The sequence below is a fragment of the Tychonema sp. LEGE 06208 genome, from assembly GCF_015207505.1.
In the GTDB taxonomy this organism is placed as follows: Bacteria; Cyanobacteriota; Cyanobacteriia; order Cyanobacteriales; family Microcoleaceae; genus Microcoleus.
Genome location: NZ_JADEWT010000019.1, coordinates 38320 through 58477, shown reverse-complemented (window position 1 = coordinate 58477; position 20158 = coordinate 38320). Strand labels below are relative to the sequence as shown.

5 protein-coding genes are annotated in these 20158 nt (G+C 47.7%); all 5 read left to right on the top strand.

Annotated elements, in window-relative coordinates; translation table 11 throughout:
- Positions 1 to 89: 89 nt before the first annotated feature.
- The 5 genes from IQ263_RS07630 (at position 90) to IQ263_RS07610 (ending at position 20145) form a co-directional block, all read left to right on the top strand.
- Positions 90 to 8630 (top strand): non-ribosomal peptide synthetase, encoded by an 8541-nt coding sequence (locus tag IQ263_RS07630; RefSeq protein ID WP_194066902.1) that lies wholly within the window; start codon positions 90 to 92, stop codon positions 8628 to 8630.
- Positions 8631 to 8834: 204 nt separating this feature from the next.
- The gene (locus IQ263_RS07625; RefSeq protein WP_194066901.1) at positions 8835 to 13547 is read left to right on the top strand and encodes a non-ribosomal peptide synthetase; all 4713 of its coding nucleotides are present in this window, start codon (positions 8835 to 8837) and stop codon (positions 13545 to 13547) included.
- A gap of 1 nt (position 13548) precedes the next feature.
- Positions 13549 to 16821, top strand: a complete 3273-nt coding sequence (locus IQ263_RS07620; RefSeq protein WP_194066900.1) for a non-ribosomal peptide synthetase — start codon at positions 13549 to 13551, stop codon at positions 16819 to 16821.
- Positions 16822 to 16919: 98 nt separating this feature from the next.
- Positions 16920 to 18608 (top strand): pyridoxal-dependent aspartate 1-decarboxylase PanP, encoded by a 1689-nt coding sequence (gene panP / locus IQ263_RS07615; RefSeq protein WP_194066899.1) that lies wholly within the window; start codon positions 16920 to 16922, stop codon positions 18606 to 18608.
- Positions 18595 to 20145 (top strand): condensation domain-containing protein, encoded by a 1551-nt coding sequence (locus tag IQ263_RS07610; protein ID WP_194066898.1) that lies wholly within the window; start codon positions 18595 to 18597, stop codon positions 20143 to 20145. Before panP ends, IQ263_RS07610 begins: the two co-directional genes overlap by 14 nt.
- Positions 20146 to 20158 lie beyond the last annotated feature (13 nt).

Sequence of the window (20158 nt, the reverse complement as noted above, 5' to 3'; positions counted from 1 at the left end):
GACAACTGTTCACAGAAAGTATATGTGGCAAGAATTTGGCGGAACTGGTTGGCGTACTGCAAACAAGATTTATAGGTAAAAAAGAATCGATGAGTGACGCAAGCATTAAGGGAAACCAACTCACCGAAAGTTGTACCAATTTGGTGGAACTCCTACAAAACAGAGCGCTACACCAACCAGAGCAGAAATATACATTTCTGTTAGACGGAAAAACTGAAACCGCCAGTTTGACTTATCGACAGTTAGATGCGATCGCCCGATCGCACGCCGTGCGACTTCAGAAATTGGGGCTGACTGGCGAACGAGCCTTACTGCTTTTCCCGCCAGGATTGGACTATCTCGCCGCCTTTTTCGGATGTTTGTACGCCAAAGTTATCGCCGTTCCCCTCTATCCGCCGAAGCGGAAACGGAATTTAGGGAAAATTAGCGCCATCGCCAAAGACGCAGGAGCAACAGTTGCGATCGCTCCCACACGACACCTAGAAAATTTAGAGCAACTGTGCGAGCAAGCCCCGGAACTCAAAGCGATGCACTGGCTGAGTGCAGAGGCGCTTTCCGATGACGGCGAAAAGTGGCAGCAGCCAGCCATCCATCCCGACGAAGTGGCTTATCTTCAGTACACTTCCGGCTCAACCTCCACCCCCAAAGGCGTCATGGTGAGCCACGCCAACGTTTTGTACAACATCGAATACATTCACCGAGGCTTTCACCACGATGCCGAAAGCGTTGCGGTAACGTGGCTTCCCCCCTTTCACGACATGGGGTTAATTGACGGATTGCTCAAACCTTTGTATCTGGGAATTCCCTCTTACTTCATGCCGCCAGCCGCGTTTATTCAGAACCCGATGTGCTGGTTGGAAGCGATTTCACACTACAAAGCTACCCACAGCGGCGGGCCAAATTTTGCTTACGATTTGTGTGCTAGCAAAATCTTGGGCGATGGCCAAAAAATGCTCGACTTGAGTAGTTGGCGCGTGGCCTATAACGGCGCAGAACCGATTCACAAAGAAACCCTAGAACGATTTACCAAAGCTTTTGAACCCTGCGGTTTTCAGGCGGATGCCTTTTGTCCTGCTTACGGAATGGCAGAAACCACGCTAAAAATTGCCACGGTTCGCAGCGGGACAACACCGACTTTCTTAGCTGTTGATGCTGGGGCGCTGGAAAATAATCATATTGTAGAAGCATCAACAGGCGAAGGGGGCGCGAGAACTTTAGTCGGCTGCGGTTTCCCTGAATTTGGGACTAAAGTTGCGATCGTCAATCCCGAAACTCTGACGCCATGCCAGCCGCAGGAAGTCGGAGAAATTTGGGTAGCCGGCCTCACAGTTGCGCGAGGCTATTGGAATCGCCCAGAAGAGACAGAAAAAACCTTTCAAGCATATCTTTCAGATACCAGCGAAGGGCCATTTTTGCGAACCGGAGATTTAGGCTTTTTACGCGACGGAGAACTGTTTATTACAGGGCGACTCAAAGATTTGATTATCATCCGAGGTCGCAATCTTTATCCCCAAGATCTAGAAAGAACAGCAGAACGGAGCCATCCCAGTTTGCGGCTAGGGGCGATCGCGGCATTTTCCGTAAAAATTGCAGGCATTGAACAACTCCTTATTGTCCAAGAAATAGAATCTCGCAAAACACCGACCAATAGCGAGGAAATTATCAGCGCCATCCGATCCCGCATTGCGATCGAATATGAAATACAAGCCTATGGAGTAGTGCTGATTAAGCCCGGAAGCATTCCCAAAACGACCAGCGGTAAAATTCAACGTCGCGCCGCCTGTGCTGACTTTCTAGCTAACAAATTGGAAGTTGTCGCCAGTAGCATTTTAGAGATATCTAATTTTGTTGAAATAGAGAATCGCCTGACGCGAGAAAATCTGCTGACAGCCGAGTTAGAACAACGGCAGGCACAGTTAGAAACCTATTTGCGACAGCAGGTAGCGAGGGTGCTGAAAGTCAGCGTTTCCCAAATCCCATCGGCACAGGATTTTAGTAACTTGGGTTTCGATTCATTGGCGGTATTTGAATTAAAAAATCAGCTCGAAACGGATCTCAAAATTGCTTTATCAATAGAAGACTTATTCGAGAAATTAAGCCTTGCTCAACTAACAGCCAAAATTTTAGAAAAATTGGCAGAAGCGCCGACACTTGAGTCTATTCAGGCAGTTTCTCGCCTACAAAACATCCCCCTTTCTTTTGCCCAAGAGCGCTTATGGTTCTTTGACCAATTGGAACCAGGAAACCCCTTCTATAACCTCTGCGGTGCAGTTCGGATTACAGGACAACTCAATGCAGAAACGCTCAGACAAAGTATTGAGAAAATTATCGAGCGACACGAGATTTTAAGAACTGCGTTTGCTGGTGGAGAAAAAGCCCAAGTACAAATTATTTCTGATGCAAAAAGTTTCCCATTACCGCTGATAGATTTGAGCTATTGCTCCCCGGAGAAACGCGAAAAAGCAGCGCAAGAACTGTCGTTGCAAGAAGCACAATCGCCCTTTGATTTGACTCAGCCAAATCTGCTCCGCGCCAAGCTTCTGCACCTATCTGAAATAGAACATACCCTGCTCTTGTCCGCCCATCATATCATTTTTGACGGGTGGTCTTTGGGCGTATTTTTACGGGAAATAGCTGCATTTTATGAAGGATTATCTAATAAGAATTTAGTCGCGATTCCACCGCTGCCAATTCAGTATGCAGACTTTGCAACTTGGCAGCGCCAACAAATGCAGGGAGAAATATTAGAAACTCAACTTACTTACTGGAAACAGCAGTTAAGTGGCAGCGCAGCGGTTCTAAATTTACCAACAGACTTTTCTCGTCCCGCTGTTCAAAGCTACAAGGGAGGTCGGCAATTATTTGAATTGCCAGAGCACTTAACCGAGGCAATTAGACAATTGAGTCGCCGCGAAAAAACTACTTTCTTTATGACATTGCTGGCAGCATTCAAAACACTGCTTTACCGCTACACGGGGCAAGAAGATATCCTCGTCGGTTCACCAATTGCCAACCGCAACAGCAGCGAAACCGAATCATTAATTGGATTTTTTGTCAATACTTTAGTCCTGCGGACTGACTTAAATGGAAATCCCACTTTTCGAGAGTTGCTGAGTCGAGTGCGAGAGGTTGCATTAGGCGCTTACGCGCATCAAGATGTACCGTTTGAGAAGTTGGTAGAAGAATTGCAGCCGAATCGAGATTTAAGTCACTCGCCTTTATTTCAGGTGATGTTTGCCTTTCAAAATGCCTCTGAATTCGCCTTAGAATTGCCGGGTTTAAGCCTGAACTGCCAACAGATTCACAGCGGCACAGCCAATTTCGATTTAACGCTGGAATTAGAAGCGACAGCAACAGGTATTAGAGGGTGGTTTGAATACAGCATAGACTTATTTTCACCGACCACTATTGCGCGAATGGCAGGACACTTTCAGAACTTATTAGAAAGTATCGTTGCCAATTCTTCCGCACGACTGTCAGATTTGCCCATGCTTGCAGAAGCAGAACGCCAGCAACTACTCTTTGAGTGGAATAATACTGGGATAAATTACTCCCAAAATGGGTGCGTTCACCGTTTGTTTGAAGCGCAGGCTGCGAAAACCCCTGATGCTGTTGCGGTGCAATTTGAATGTCAAAGTTTGACTTACCAAGAATTAAATAATCGCGCGAATCAACTCGCACATTACCTGCACTCTTTCGGCGTAAAACCCGATGCCATAGTCGGCGTTTATCTGGAGCGATCGCTCGATGCGATCGTCGGAATCTTAGGCGTATTAAAAGCAGGTGGCGCTTATTTACCTCTCGATCCGAATTATTCCAAAGAACGTCTTAATTTCATGTTAGAAGACGCTGGAGTTCAGGTACTGCTAACGCAAACACAATTAGCAGCAAACTTACCTGCGCAGAAGATTACTGTGATTTGCTTGGATGCAGAATGGGAGAAAATTTCTCCACAACATCAGTCAAATCCTGATAGCGTCGTTGGGCCAGAAAACCTCGCTTATATTATCTATACATCCGGGTCTACTGGCAAGCCAAAAGGGGTTATGGTGCAGCATCACTCTTTGGCGAATTATACGCAGGCTGCAAGTGTCGAATATGGCATTGAAGCGAACGATCGCATTCTTCAATTTGCTTCCCTCAGCTTCGATGTCAGTGCTGAAGAAATTTATCCCTGTTTAACGCGAGGCGCAACTCTGGTACTGCGCGAAAATTCCATGTCAGACAGTATTTCTTCCTTCCTACAAAAGTGCCGGGAGTGGGAAATCACCGTCCTGAATTTGCCGACAGCTTACTGGCACGAATTCACAGCCATGCTCAGTACCAAAACCCAAGAATTTCCCCCGTCAGTGCGCTTGACAATTATTGGTGGAGAAGCAGCGCTTCCAGCGTCGCTAGATCGGTGGCAAAAGTGCGTATCAGAAAAAGTGCGGCTTGTTAATGCTTATGGCCCCACAGAAACAACGATTTCCGCGACGTGGTGCCAGTTATCGGCAAATATTTCTACTGCAAAATCTCTGCCGATTGGTCGTCCAATTCCAAATGCCCGCACCTATGTACTCGATGCTAATTTGCAACCTGTTCCGATCGGAGTTCCCGGCGAACTTTATATCGGGGGTGCAGGGGTTGCGAGAGGATATATTAACCGTTCAGAGTTGAATCGAGAAAAATTTATTCCCGATCTTTTTAGCAAAGTGCAAGGCGATCGCCTTTACAAAACAGGCGATTTAGTCCGCTATCTCCCCGATGGCAACTTAGAATTTCTCGATCGCACCGATCGCCAAGTAAAAATTCGCGGTTTCCGCATAGAGTTGGGAGAAATCGAATCTGCACTCAGCCAACATCCAGACGTGCAAGAAGCCGTCATTTTGGCGCGTGACGAAGATTCAGCCGGAAAGCGCTTAATCGCCTACCTCGTTTTAAATTCAGCACTCAGCATTGGCAACTCTGCACTGATTAAAAATCTGCGCTCTTTTCTCCAGAAAAAACTGCCAGATTATATGGTTCCTGCCAGTTTCATGTTTTTAGAAGCGATGCCACTGACGCCAAACGGCAAGGTGGATTTTAAGGCACTTCCCGCACCGGAAACTAACAGTTCAGATGCGGATTTTATCGCTCCTCAGACTTTAGAAGAACAAGTATTAGCGGAGATTTGGGCGGAGGTTCTGGGTTTAAAACAGGTGGGAATCAATGACAATTTCTTTGAGTTGGGAGGTCACTCTTTGCTGGCAACTCAACTGATTGCCAAGGTGCGCGATCGCTTTCAAGTCGAGCTATCGCTGCGCTGCTTGTTTCAATCCCCCACTGTCGCCAGTTTGGCAGTTGCGATCGCGGAAACTAAAAGCGAGCCATATCAAGAACCTATTAAATTACTGCCGACAATCGCCCCCGATGCTCAAAATCGCTACCAACCCTTTCCGCTCAACGAAATGCAGCAGGCGTACTGGATCGGGAGAAATAGCTTCTTTGAAATGGGCAATGTTGCGATTCACGGTTATGTAGAAATTGAGAGCGACGAGTTAGATTTAGAGCGGTTTAGCCTCGCATGGCAGCGAGTTGTAGAGCGTCACGATATGCTGCGGGCGATCGTACTTCCGAACGGACAGCAGCAAATTCTGGAAAACGTGCCCGCTTATAAAATTGAGGTTTTGGATTTGCGATCGCTCGATCCAAAAGTTGCCGGCGAACAACTCGAAGCAATTCGCGATCGCCTTTCTCACCAAGTGCTGCCGCTCGATCGCTGGCCGCTGTTTGAGATTTGCGCTTCGCAAATAAGCGATCGCCGCATCCGCCTCCACATCAGCATTGACGCCTTGTGCATAGACGGCTGGAGTTTTCAAATTTTGTTTGGCGATTTGGTAAAACTTTACCGCAATCCCAATACTGCGATTCCCTACGGGATAGCTCCGCTTCACGCGCCCTTGCAACTGTCTTTCCGCGACTGCGTGTTAGCTGCGATCGCCTTAGAAAACTCCCCATTTTACCAGCAATCCTTAGATTACTGGCGCAATCGCCTCAAAACCCTGCCACCAGCGCCGGAATTGCCCCTCGCCAAACACCCGAATTCCTTAACGCAGCCGCGATTTAAACGTTGGAGCGATCGCTTAGATTTCTCAACTTGGCAGCGACTCAAAACGCGCATAGCTCGCGCCAGCCTCACTCCTACGGGTTTATTGCTCGCCGCCTATGCAGAGGTGCTTTCCCTGTGGAGCAAAACACCTCGGTTTACCCTCAACGTGCCGCGCTTTAATCGCCTTCCCCTCCATCCTCAAGTTGAGGAAATTATCGGAGAATTTGCGTCATTTACTCTGCTAGAAATAGATAACTCCAAGCGAGAAAGTTTTGAAGTACGAGCCAAGCGATTGCAAGAACAACTTTGGCAAGATTTAGAACACCAATATGTCAGCGGCGTGCGCGTTTTGCGAGAACTCGCCCAAGCGCAAGGTACAACGGCAGCGTTGATGCCAGTTGTATTTACGATCGATCCGCAAAACGCGCCAGGGGAAGATACTTCTATCTTTTCACTCATTCAAGAATTGGGAGAATTGGTGCACATTATCGGTCAAACTCCGCAAGTTTGGATCGACGCGCAATTTACCGAAACCGCCCAGGGGCTTTCTTTTAGCTGGGATGCAGTGGAAGAACTCTTCCCGCCAGGGATGATTGACGATATGTTTGACGCCTATTGCCGCCTGTTGCAACGCCTCGCCAATGAAGAGGAAACTTGGCAGAAAACGGTGCAGTTTCAGCAAGCCTTTACTAACAGCATTGAGGCACCCATTCCTGATGTATTGCTGCACGAATTGTTTGCTGAGAAAGTCGCGTCGCGATCGCACGAACCCGCCATCATTACTTCAACGCGCACTCTGAGTTATCAAGAATTGTATCTGCGATCGAATCAAGTCGCTCACCGATTGCGGAAGCTGGGAGCTCGCCCTAACCAGTTGGTTGCCGTCGTCATGGAAAAAGGATGGGAGCAAATCGTCGCTGTGCTGGGCATTCTCGCATCCGGGGCAGCTTATTTGCCCGTAGATGCGGCGCTGCCAAAAGAGCGGCTGTGGTATTTGCTGGAAAATGGCGAAGTTGAGATTGTTTTGACGCAATCTCAGTTAAATCAGCGATTGGAATGGCCGGAAAATGTGCGGCGAATTTGTCTCGATACTGAGGAATTGGTGGCCGAAAGCAACGAAGCTTTGGAATCAGTTCAGCAACCGGAAGATTTAGCTTATGTGATTTATACTTCTGGCTCAACTGGTTTGCCGAAAGGCGTGGCGATCGCGCACCGAGGTGCAGTCAATGCGATCGCTCAGACCAACCAAGTGTTTAATGTGGCCGAGTGCGATCGCGCGATCGCAGTCACCGCACTGCACCACGATATGTCCGTTTACGATATTTTCGGCATCCTAGCAGCCGGGGGAGCGATCGTCATTCCCGATGCCGCACAACGGCTAGACCCCGCTCACTGGGCGCAATTGATGGTAAAAGAGCGCGTCACCATTTGGAACTCGGTTCCCCCGATGATGGAAATGCTGCTCGATTACGCTGCAGGACGTTCTGAAGTGTTGCCGGAGTGTTTGCGCTGGGCGTTTCTCGGTGGAGATTGGATACCGATAACGCTCCCTGAGAGGTTAAGGGCGATCGTCCGTGAATGTCGCGTTGTCAGTGTCGGCGGGCCAACCGAAACTACCCTTTGGAATATTTGGTATCCGGTAGAAACTGTTGATTCTTCTTGGAAAAGCATTCCCTACGGCAAGCCGATCGCCAATACACGCTATTACATTTTGAATGAAAGGCTCGAAGACTGTCCCGTCTGGGTGGCCGGCGAGATGTGCTGTGCCGGAGTTGGACTGACAAAAGGATACTGGCGGAATGAAGAAAAAACTCGCGCCAGTTGCCTCACGCACCCCGTCACGGGCGATCGCTTGTACCGAACGGGAGATTTAGGGCGCTTCCTCCCTGACGGCAATATCGAATTTTTAGGGCGAGAAGATTTCCGCCTTAAAATTCGAGGATTCCGCATCGAAGCAGGAGAAATTGAAGCTGGTTTGAACGAGCACCCAGCAGTCAAAGCATCCATTGTCACCGCATTCGGAGAAAATCACAGTCAAAAGCGCTTAGTAGGGTATATCGTTCCACAACAAAAGGCTGCCCCTGCGGTTGAAGAATTGCGCCAATTCCTGAGAGAAAAACTGCCCGATTATATGGTGCCGTCTGCATTGATAATTCTGGACGCGCTGCCACTTTCGGCGAACGGCAAAGTTAACCGTAAGGCTCTGCCCGCACCGAATGCCGCAATTCCAGAAGCAAAGATTTTTGTCGCGCCTCGCACTCCTATTGAGGAAATGTTAGCGAGAATTTGCTGTGAGGTTCTCGGCATTGAGCAGTTAAGTATTACCGATAACTTTTTTGAACTAGGAGGAAATTCGCTGCTGGCAATTCAATTAACAGCAAAGATCCGAGAATCTTGTCAGATAGAATTGCCTTTGTGCGATATTTTTGCAGGACGATCGCTCGCTGTACTTGCAGAAAAGATTAATGATGCCAAGAACAAAAATGCGGCCGTTGAAGAACCCGCGATCGTTCCCGTTTCGCGATCGGCGTACCGCAGGTCACTGTCATCTTTGCGCTAACCACAAATCAGTGATGAGTCATGAGTTAGCAGCCAATAATATCATGTCTGTTCGATTGACCGTTATTCCTGTAGGGGCGGGTTCGCCAATATCTTTACTAAAAACGATAAATCTCGTAAACCCGCCCCGCCCAAGATATTACCTCATAACCAATCCCCAAATATCGGCGGCAATTCCAATTACCAATTACCAGTTACTAATCCAATGACGGTGCATTTTTCCGAAAAACTTCCAACAGATACTCGCGACTCGGCGAATGCTTCCGAAGAAGAAGTATTTGCATTTCCCACCTCTTTTGCCCAGCAAAGACTGTGGTTTATTGACCAATTTGAACCGGGAAACCCTTTTTACAACCTTCCGGCGGCTGTGTTACTAAAAGGCAGGCTAAATGTAGTAGTGCTAGAGCTAAGTTTCCAGGAAATTGTGCGCCGTCACGAAGCTTTGCGGACGACATTTGCCACTGTAGACGGTCAACCCATGCAGGTGGTTGGTCAGAAATTTAATTTCGGGCTGCAAGTTTTAGACCTGCAACAATTGGCGAAAACTGAGCGAGAAGAAAAAGTAAAACAACTGGCTGCCGAAGAAGCTAGCAAACCTTTTGATTTAACCAAAGGGCCGCTGTTGCGAGCTAATTTGCTACAGTTAGATGCTGAGGAATATGTCTTGCTGCTGACGCTGCACCACATTATTTTTGATGGCTGGTCAATCGGAGTCTTTCTGCAAGAATTAGCAGCACTTTATGAAGCGTTTTCGATTGGCAAACCATCCCCACTTCCCGAACTTCCCATCCAGTACGCCGATTTTGCTATTTGGCAGCGGGAATGGCTTGCGGGCGATTCCCTGCGGGATAGCTACGCTTCACGCCTGCAAACTCAACTTAACTACTGGAAAAAGCAGCTTAGTGGCCTTCCCCCCTTGCTGGAATTGCCAGCCGATCGCCCCCGTCCCCCGGTGCAAACCTATCGGGGTGCGAAAGAATCATTTCTCATCCCGAAAACGCTAAGGTCAGCCCTCAAAAAGCTCAGCCGCCAGGAAAATGCCACCCTGTTTATGACCCTGCTAGCAGCCTTTAAAACGTTGCTCTATCGCTATACAGGACAGGCAGATATCCCCGTTGGCTCTCCCATCGCCAACCGCAACAGAGCGGAAATTCAAGGGCTAATCGGGTTTTTTGTCAATACTTTGGTATTGCGAACTGATTTGTCAGGCGATCGCACTTTTCGGCAGTTGCTCGATCGCATTCGGGAGGTGAGTTTAGAAGCTTACGCTCACCAGGATTTGCCGTTTGAGAAACTGGTTGAAGAGTTGCAACCCGATCGAAATTTGAGCTACAATCCACTGTTCCAAGTTGCTTTTGTTTTGCAAACTGCACCTGTTGCTGCGGAATCAATAGCCGGACTCAATCTCACTCTTTTAGATGTTGAGAATCAGACAGCAAAAGTAGACTTAACGCTGTATTTAGAAGAAAAGCAGGAAGAAATTAGCGGTCAGTTTGAATACAGTACCGATTTATTTGATGCAGCCACAATCAATCGGATGGCGGGGCATTTTCTCACGTTGCTGGAGGGCATAGCTGCCAACCCAGATCGGCGGATTGAAGAGTTGCCGTTGCTGGGGGAAAAAGAGCGGCATCAGTTGTTGGTAGAGTGGAATGACACCCGCGTCGATTATTCGAGCGATCGCTGCATTCATCAATTATTTGAAGCGCAGGTCGAGCGAACTCCCGATGCCATTGCAGTTGTATTTGAAGACCAAAAACTCACCTACCGCGAGCTGAATGAACGAGCCAACCAAGTCGCGCACTACCTGCAAAAACTCGGCGTAAAACCAGAAGTTTTGGTAGGGATTTGTGTCGAGCGAGCGATCGATACAATTGTCGGCATTCTCGGCATTCTCAAAGCCGGGGGCGCTTACGTGCCGCTCGATCCAGCCAACCCGCGCGATCGCCTTGCTTTTATACTCGAAGACGCACAGGTAAATGTGCTGCTGAGTGAGAAAAATTTGTTGCCAAATCTGCCTAAATCCAGCGCCAAAATCCTTTGTCTCGATGCCGATCAAAGTGCTTTCTCCCAACACAGCAAAGAAAATCCCGCCAGCGCCACCACTGCCGAAAATCTCGCCTATATTATCTACACTTCTGGCTCAACTGGCATCCCCAAAGGCGTTTTAGTTTCTCACTCAAACGTCCTCCGCCTGTTTGCTGCTACCCAGTCGTGGTACAACTTCAACGAGCAAGATGTGTGGACGCTGTTTCACTCTTATGCCTTTGATTTCTCAGTCTGGGAAATTTGGGGCGCTTTGCTATACGGCGGGCGACTCGCGATCGTGCCTTATTCAGTCAGCCGATCGCCCCAAGAATTTTACAACTTGCTATGCAAAGAAAAGGTAACAGTTCTCAACCAAACTCCTTCTGCATTTTACCAGTTGATCCAGACAGATGAATCTGTTGGAATTGGCGAAGATTTAAGCCTGCGCTTAGTAATTTTTGGCGGGGAAGCTTTAGACTTGCAAAGCTTAAAACCTTGGTTCGACCGGCACGGCGATCGACATCCCCTACTTGTCAATATGTATGGCATTACAGAAACCACAGTCCACGTCACCTATCAGCCGCTGACTGTCGCTGATTTAAGTGAAAATGCCAGCCTTATTGGCCGTCCAATTCCTGACTTGCAAGTTTACCTGCTCGATCGCAACTGTCAACCCGTTCCGATCGGCATTCCTGGGGAAATTTACGTTGGTGGCGCTGGGGTCGCGCGGGGCTATCTCAATCAGCCAGAATTAACGGCCCAGCGGTTTATTTCCAATCCCTTTAATGACAGTTTGAAAGCGCGGTTGTACAAATCGGGAGACTTAGCTCGCTACCTACCGAATGGCGACATTCAATACTTGGGACGAATTGATCACCAAGTAAAAGTGCGTGGTTTTCGCATCGAATTAGGAGAAATTGAAGCAGCACTAGGACAGCATTCCGATGTGTTGCAGGCTGTAGTTATAGTGCGAGAAGATGTACCAGGAGATAAGCGATTGATAGCTTATATAATTGCTAATTCAGCAGCACAAAATAAGCATTCTATACTGATTCACGAACTACGCTGCTTTCTGAAAGGAAAATTGCCGGAATACATGATACCTGCTGCTTTTGTGACACTGGAGGCGCTGCCTTTAACAAACAACGGTAAAGTCGATCGCAAGGCACTACCCGCACCGGATCGCGATCGGCCAGAACTCGAAGAGGCATTCGCCGCCCCAAGCACGGGTATTGAGAAAAATTTGGCAGAAATTTGGGCGCAAGTATTGGGGTTAGAACAAGTGGGAATTGACGACAATTTCTTTGAATTGGGCGGCGATTCTATCCTCAGCATTCAAGTCATTTCTAAAGCCAATCAAGCGGGGTTGCGGCTCACTCCTAAACAACTGTTTCAACACCAAACCATTGCACAGTTAGCAGCCATCGCCGATACAGCAGGAACCCAACAATCCGAACAAGGATTAATCATTGGCGAAGTTCCGCTGACACCGATTCAGCACTGGTTTTTCGAGCAAAATCTCTCCGATCCGCATCACTGGAATCAGGCGGTGCTTTTAGAGTTGCGGCAACCTCTCGAACCTGCATTAATTGAGTCAGTTTTGCAAGAATTGCTGAAGCACCACGACGCGCTGCGCCTGCGTTTTGTGCGAGGAGAATCTGGCTGGCAGCAGGATCTCGCCAATCCCGACGAGGTTGCGACCTTTACCTGCATTGATTTGTCGTCGCTACCTTCAGAAAAGCGAGAAGCCGCTTTCCAAACCGCCGCCACTCAATTGCAAGGCAGTTTGAATTTGTCAGAGGGGCCATTACTTCGCGCTGCCTTATTTGACTTGGGCAAACATCAGCCAAATCGCTTGTTATTAGCCATTCATCACTTAGCGGTTGATGGGGTTTCTTGGCGAATTTTAATTGAGGATTTCCAGACAGCTTATGGGCAGATTAGCCGGGGTGAAACAGTCGCGCTGCCGCCCAAAACAACCTCATTTAAGCAGTGGGCAGAACGCTTGCATGAGTGGGCGCGATCGCCAGAATTGCAGGGAGAGTTCGATTACTGGTTCGCCCTTTCTCACCAACCAACTTCTCGCTTGCCGGTGGATTTCCCCACAGCAGCCAATTTAGTTGCATCTGAAAAGACAGTATCCGTTGCTTTGAGTGTTGAAGAAACAAAACTGCTCTTACAAGAAGTACCTGCCGTTTACCGCACTCAAATTAACGATGTATTGCTAACTGCTTTAGGTCAAGCATTTGCACACTGGACTGGCAATAACTCACTTTTACTTGACTTAGAAGGTCACGGGCGCGAAGATATATTTGAAGGAGTAGATTTGTCGCGCACAATCGGCTGGTTTACAGCAGTTTTTCCTGTTCTGTTAAATTTAAAAAATCCTTCCGATCTAGGGGCTGCCATCAAATTAGTGAAAGAGGAATTACGCGCAGTGCCAAATCGCGGTATTGGCTGCGGTGTCCAACGATATTTAAACCCAGAAATTGCTAAAAATTTCCACAAATTGCCGCAAGCTGAGGTAAGCTTTAACTATCTCGGACAGTTTGACCAAGTGCTGCCGAAATCTTCTTTATTCATGCTGTCCTCCGAGCCTAGTAGCCCCATTCGCAGCCCACGCGGAAATCGGCGTTACCTGCTGGAAATTAACGGATTTATTGCCAGCGGCAAGCTGCAATTAGATTGGACGTACAGCGAAAATATTCACCGACGAGAAAGCATTGAAAATTTGGCAACGGGCTTTATAGAATCGCTGCGATCGCTAATTCAATACTGTCAGTCCCCCGACGCAGGCGGCTGCACTCCTTCTGACTTTGCAGAGTTTAAGTGGAGCCAGTGGGGCCAGGACGATTTAGACAACATTACCGCAATTTTGGGAGAGCTTTAATATGATCAATGGCAATATCGAAGATTTTTATCCCCTCTCCCCAGCGCAGCAGGGCATTCTCTTTCATTCGCTTTACCAGCCAGAATCAGGCGTATATTTCGGGCAACTGCTATGCGTCTTGCGCGGCGATCTCAATGTTTCTGCGTTTAGAAATAGTTGGCAAAAAGTTGTAGAGCGACATCCCATTTTGCGGACTTGTTTCGTGTGGGAAAATTTGAAAGAACCCGTGCAAGCAGTGCGTAAGCAGGCTGCATTATCTTGGCAGCAGATGGACTGGCGATCGCTCTCGGTCTCCGAACAACAAGAGCAGCTAGAAACGTTCCTAAAAGCCGATCGCGCTCAGGGCTTTGACTTGACATCAGCTCCCTTAATTCGCATTGCACTGGCGCAGTTAGAAACAGATACTTTTCAGTTTATTTTGAGCCACCACCACTTAGTTTTAGATGGGTGGTCGCTGGCGATCGTGCTTGAGGAAGTTTTTGCATTTTATCAAGCGTTTTGCCAGGGCGAGGAATTGCACCTCAAACGCCCTCGCCCTTATCGGGATTACATCGCGTGGCTGCACCAGCAAGATTTATCTGCGGCTAAGTCATTTTGGCGGCAAACTCTCAAAGGTTTTGCAGCTCCAACTGCGATCGCCCGGGGCAATATTGTCGCGCGAAACCGTTTAGAAAGTAGTGGCGAACAGCAGGTGATATTTTCTGCAACAGCCACCGCCGCACTGCAATCTGCCGCGCGGCAGCATCAGCTAACATTAAATACCCTCGTACAGGCAGCTTGGGCGCTACTTTTGAGCCGATACAGCGGCGAGGAAGATGTGGTTTTTGGTACGGTTGTCTCCGGGCGACCGCCAGATTTAATGGGTGCGGAATCGGTAGTGGGGCTGTTCGTAAATCCTCTGCCAGTGCGCGTAAAAATTGACCCACAGGATGTTATTTTATCCTGCTTAAAACAACTCCAATCGCAACAAGTTGAGGCGCGGCAGTATGAGTACAGCCCCCTCATTGAGGTGCAGGGGTGGAGCGAAGTTCCTCGGAGTTTACCTTTATTTGAGAGTTTCGTCGTTTTTGAGAATTATCCCTCGGATGCTTCTTTGCAGGAGAAGATTGAAAACTTAAAAGTAGAGAATATTCGCTCCTTGGAAACAACGAATTATCCTCTAACGGTGATGGCGATGCCCGGTGCGGCATTGACGCTGAAAATTATTTTCGATCGTAGCTGCTTTGAGGACAGTGCGATAGCGCGGATGCTCGGACACCTGCAAACTTTACTGGAAGGAATGGCTGCCAATCCTCACCAAAAACTATCCAATTTATCCTTATTGAGCGCTACCGAACAACAACAATTACTTGTTAAGTGGAATGACACTCAAGCGGATTACCCCAAAAATGCCTCAATTCACGAATTATTTGCAGCACAAACAGAGCGAACCCCAGATGCAGTGGCTGCAATTTGCGAAAATGAACAATTGACTTACCGCGAATTGAATGCCAAAGCCAACCAAATCGCGCATTACCTGCAATCTCTAGGTGTAAAACCCGAAGTTTTGGTGGGAATTTGTTTAGAGCGATCGCTGTCGATGCTGGTGGCAATTTTGGGCATTTTAAAAGTCGGTGCCGCTTACGTTCCTCTCGATCCTGCTTATCCCCAAGAACGCCGATCCTTCATGCTGGCCGACGCAAAAGTTCCGGTGCTTTTGACTCAAAAAAACCTCCTAGAAACCCTCCCCGAACACAGCGCTAAAGTCGTCTGTATCGACGCCGAATGGCAGGAAATTTCCCGCGAGAGCGATCGCAACCCCGCTGTTAAAGTGCCAGCCGAAAACCTCGCTTACGTCCTCTACACTTCCGGCTCGACAGGTACTCCCAAAGGCGTACTCGGCACCCACCGAGGCACAGTCAATCGCTGTTTTTGGAACCCCTACCCTTTTATCGAAGCAGATATTTGCTGTCAAAAAACGTCCTTAAATTTTGTCGATTCGGTTTGGGAAATCTTTGCTCCTTTGCTGCATGGGTTGCCCACTGTCATTATTCGCGATCGAGCCGTCAAAGATATTAACCAATTCCTTCAAACCTTATCAAAGCAAAATGTAACCAGACTGGTGCTAGTTCCTTCTTTGTTGCGCGCTATCTTAGATTCCTTCCCTGATTTAGACAGGCGTTTGCCTCAATTAAAATATTGGATTTGCAGCGGAGAAACTCTGCCGCTGGAACTAGGCCAGCAATTTCGAGAGCAGATGCCCCAGCGGGTATTAATCAATCTTTATGGCTCTTCTGAAGTAGCTGCGGACGTGACGTGGTACGATGCAACTCACTGTGTCGAGAAAGTTCCAATCGGTCGCCCGATCGCCAACACGCAAATTTACCTGCTCGATCGCAATTTGCAACCCGTTCCCATAGGAATTCCCGGCGAGATTTACGTCGGCGGCGATGGATTAGCCCAGGGCTACTTAAACCGCCCCGAATTAACCTCGGAGAAATTCATTTCTAATCCGTTTGGGCAAGAAAAATTAAATTTTCTCGGCAATTCTCATCAAAAAGTTTTGTTCAAAACAGGGGATATCGGTTGTTACCTGCCGAATGGTAATATAGAATTTCTGGGCCGTGGCGATTCCCAAGTAAAAATTCGCGGTTTCCGCATCGAACTCGGAGAAATAGAGGCAGCACTTTCTCAACATTCTTCTGTGTCCACCGCTGCTGTTTTGCTTCAGGAAAATACACCGGGCAGTCAACGCTTAGTCGCTTACCTAGTTCCTAACTCAGAGTTCAGAAATCAGCACCCAGAACTTGTTTCCGAACTGCGTTCATTTTTGAAGCACAAACTGCCCGATTACATGGTGCCTTCCGCTTTTGTGCTATTAGATGCGTTGCCACTAACACCCAACGGAAAAATTGACCGCCTCGCCTTATCTCAAAAGTGCGATTACGTTTGTGATGAAACAGCCTTCACTGAGCCACAAACGCCCACAGAGAAAGAAATTGCTGAGATTTGGACTGCTCTTTTAGGGCTAGAAAAAGTAGGGACTAACCAAAACTTTTTTGACTTAGGCGGTCACTCTCTGATGGCAACACAGTTAATCTCGCGAGTGCGATCGTGCTTTGGGGTAGAGTTAGCGATGTGCGATTTTTTTGCCGCTCCCACCATTCAGAATTTAGCTGAACTAATCGAGGAAGAAATTCTGGCAAAGGCCGATGCTAACCAGATAGATAAATTGCTCGATTTTTTAGAAAAGAGTGAGGGAGAGTCAGCACAAACTGTGATGCTGACTGAGTAAATATCGGGTGGCAAAAAAACACAAAGAGCTCTTTTTCCCTTAAGGCTTCGGTGGGGAAAAGGAGATGAAAAAAGGCAATTTAACAGGAGTAATTCGGGATGATTCAACAAACAGTAAAACCCCAAAATTCTCAAGATATAATGGAGCAATTAAAAGCCTCTGTTACCCCACTTGAAGAAAAGTTAATGGAGCTATTCAGTGCCTCAGAAAAGTCATTTTTGGCAGAAGAAGCAATGGAGGAGCGAATTTCTGCCTTAGTTCAAGACTTTTTGTACGCAAAAACCGCTAGTACAGATATTGACTTAGAGTTAATTATTCAGCAGTTTAAGGAAAACAAAATTCCCGCCCTTCCTACAGATGTTGGGAATTATATCGATGATTTGACCCAAACCCTTGTTGCTCATTCCATCCACACCTCTTCCCCCCGATATATCGGTCACATGACGAGCGCACTTCCCTATTTTGTGCGCCCGATCGCGAAGCTGTTAACCGCGATGAATCAAAATTTAGTCAAGATGGAAACTGCCAAAGTTTTAAGCCCCTGCGAGCGCCAGACTTTGGCAATGATGCACCGATTAATTTACGATTTTTCTGAGGATTTTTATAACCAGCACATTCAAAAAAGTGACAGCACGCTCGGTATCATGACAACGGGCGGCACCCTAGCTAATATCACCGCTTTGTGGTGCGCTCGCAACGCTTCTTTAGGCCCAAAAAATGACTTTGGTGGCATTGAAAAAGAAGGCTTGTACGCAGCTTTAGAGTTTTACGGTAACAAGGGAATGGTGATAATCGGCTCCAGTTTGATGCACTATTCTTTTGAAAAGGCTGCCGGTTTATTAGGCATTGGCGATCGCAGTCTCATAAAAGTTCCAACCGATTCCAATCACCGCATGGATTTGGCAGCGCTGCGTCAAACTGTAGCCGAATGTCGCGATCGCAACCTGCACATTCTGGCAATTATCGGTATTGCAGGCAGCACCGATTCGGGAAGTATCGATCCGCTGCCAGAAATAGCGGCGATCGCGCAATCCGCAAACGCTCACTTTCACGTCGATGCCGCGTGGGGCGGCCCCGTGCTTTTTTCCCAACGTCATCGGCACAAATTAGCAGGCATTCAACTAGCAGATTCCGTCACCATAGATGGACACAAACAAATGTATTTGCCAATGGGAATCGGCATGGTTTTATTCCGCAATCCCCAAACCGCCAAAGTTATTGAAAAACACGCGCCCTACACGGTGCGAAAAGACTCCATCGATCTAGGCAAGCGATCTCTCGAAGGCTCTCGATCGGGTGCGAGTTTGTTCTTACAAGCAGCGTTGAATATCATCGGCCATCAAGGCTATGAGTTTTTGATAGATGGAGGCATCCATAAAACGCAGCACTTGGCCAATTTAATTAGGGAAAATCCAGCCTTTGAATTGCTGCTTGAACCAGAAATTAATATTCTTTTATACCGCTACATTCCAGAAATCTTCAGGGAAAAAGCAGCCAAAAAACAACTAACCGAAGCAGACAACCACTTCATTAATCAATTTAACGAGCGCCTTCAGGAGGCCCAGCGGCGAGCCGGTTACACCTTCGTATCGCGAACAACCCTGCAAAACACCTGTTATGGCAAAACCATTCCCATTGTTGCTTTTCGAGTCGTCCTTGCCAACCCCCTCACCACTGAAGCAGATATCAACTTTGTTTTAAACGACCAGCTCAAAATAGCAGCAAAGCTTTCCTTAACGATCGCAAACAGCGACAACTACGAGGAGGTGAATTATGATGTCTACTAATCGTTCAGAACGACTGAAAAACCTTTCGCCCCAGAAGCGAGCGCTCCTCCTCAAAGCATTGGGCAAAGAGGCAGTACAAGCCGAGCAATCTAAGCGTATTCCCAGGCGATCGCAGCAAGATTCTGCTCCCCTTTCTTTTGCCCAACAACGGCTGTGGTTTCTCGATCGATTGTCTCCCGAAAACCCTGCCTACAACCTTCCTGCTGCTGTGCGTTTGCAAGGGCAATTGAATTTGTCAGCACTGCAACAAACACTCAATGAAATTGTCCGGCGTCACGAAGTTTTACGGACTGCTTTTGCAGAAGTAGACGAGCAACCTGTCCAACAGATTTCTTCTTCCTTAAATTTCGCTTTGTCGGTGGTAAACTTGCAACATTTACCAGAAACTCAGCAGCAAGCTGAAATTGAGCAGCGTACTCTTGAAGAAGCCCAACGCCCCTTTGATTTAACGCGATCGCCCTTACTGCGGGCCACTCTCCTGCAACTTGGTGCGGCAGAATATGTGTTGCTGCTGACGATACACCACATTATTTCTGATGGTTGGTCTATGGGGGTGTTGGTGCGAGAAGTGGCCGCACTTTATGAAGCTTTTTCCACTGACAAACCCTCTGGGCTGCATGAACTTCCCGTACAGTATGCCGACTTCGCCAGTTGGCAGCGGCAGCATTTCCAGGGAGAAAAATTAGAAAAACAACTGGCTTATTGGAAACAGCAATTGGGTGGCACTTTAGCTGTGCTGTCAACAGATAAGCAGCGCTCTCCCGTGCCAAGTTTCCGAGGGTCGCAGCAATCTTTTGTGATTTCTGCTTCTTTAACTGAAAGGCTAAAAACCCTCACCCAGAAACAAGATGTCACCCTATTTATGACGTTGTTGGCAGCATTTCAATCCTTGCTATCTTGCCAAATAAAGCAGGAAAATCTCGCTATTGGCTCTCCCATTGCCAACCGCAACCTCCTTGAATTAGAGGAATTAATTGGTTTTTTTGTCAATACTTTAGTGCTACGAGTTGACACGGCAGGGAATCCAACTTTCCGCGAACTACTCCGTCGAACACGGGAGGTAGCGTTAGCAGCTTACGCTCACCCCGATGTTCCTTTTGAAAAGCTCGTGGAGGAATTACAGCCGGAGCGAAATCTCAGCTATAACCCGCTATTTCAAGTGTGGTTTGTTCTCCAGAATGCACCCATACCCCCCCTGAAATTAGGCGATTTGACCTTGAGCATTCTGGAATTCGATGTCGGTATGTCGAGACACGACTTAAGCCTCACTCTCTGGGAGGTTTCAGAAGGAATTCAAGGCTTATTTGAGTACAAAACCGACTTATTTGAGGCTGCGACTATTGCCCGAATGGTGAGAGGTTTCCAAACCCTCCTCAACCAGGTAGTCATCCAGCCAGATATCAAGATGGACGACTTGGCTAAAATTCTTGCCGAAGTCGAAAGGCAGCACCAAATCGAGCAGGAAAAACAAATTCATAGTTCGGGGATTCACAAATTAAAAATGGCTAAACGCCAAGTTATGAAAAGTGTGAATTGATGGCTCAATCTCT

What these genes read in the sequence shown, in the direction of transcription:
- panP (WP_194066899.1), top strand. Translation starts at nt 16,920, where the DNA reads ATGATTCAACAAACAGTAAAACCCCAAAATTCTCAAGATATAATGGAG.
- IQ263_RS07630 (WP_194066902.1), top strand. Translation starts at nt 90, where the DNA reads ATGAGTGACGCAAGCATTAAGGGAAACCAACTCACCGAAAGTTGTACC.
- IQ263_RS07620 (WP_194066900.1), top strand. Translation starts at nt 13,549, where the DNA reads ATGATCAATGGCAATATCGAAGATTTTTATCCCCTCTCCCCAGCGCAG.
- IQ263_RS07625 (WP_194066901.1), top strand. Translation starts at nt 8,835, where the DNA reads ATGACGGTGCATTTTTCCGAAAAACTTCCAACAGATACTCGCGACTCG.
- IQ263_RS07610 (WP_194066898.1), top strand. Translation starts at nt 18,595, where the DNA reads ATGATGTCTACTAATCGTTCAGAACGACTGAAAAACCTTTCGCCCCAG.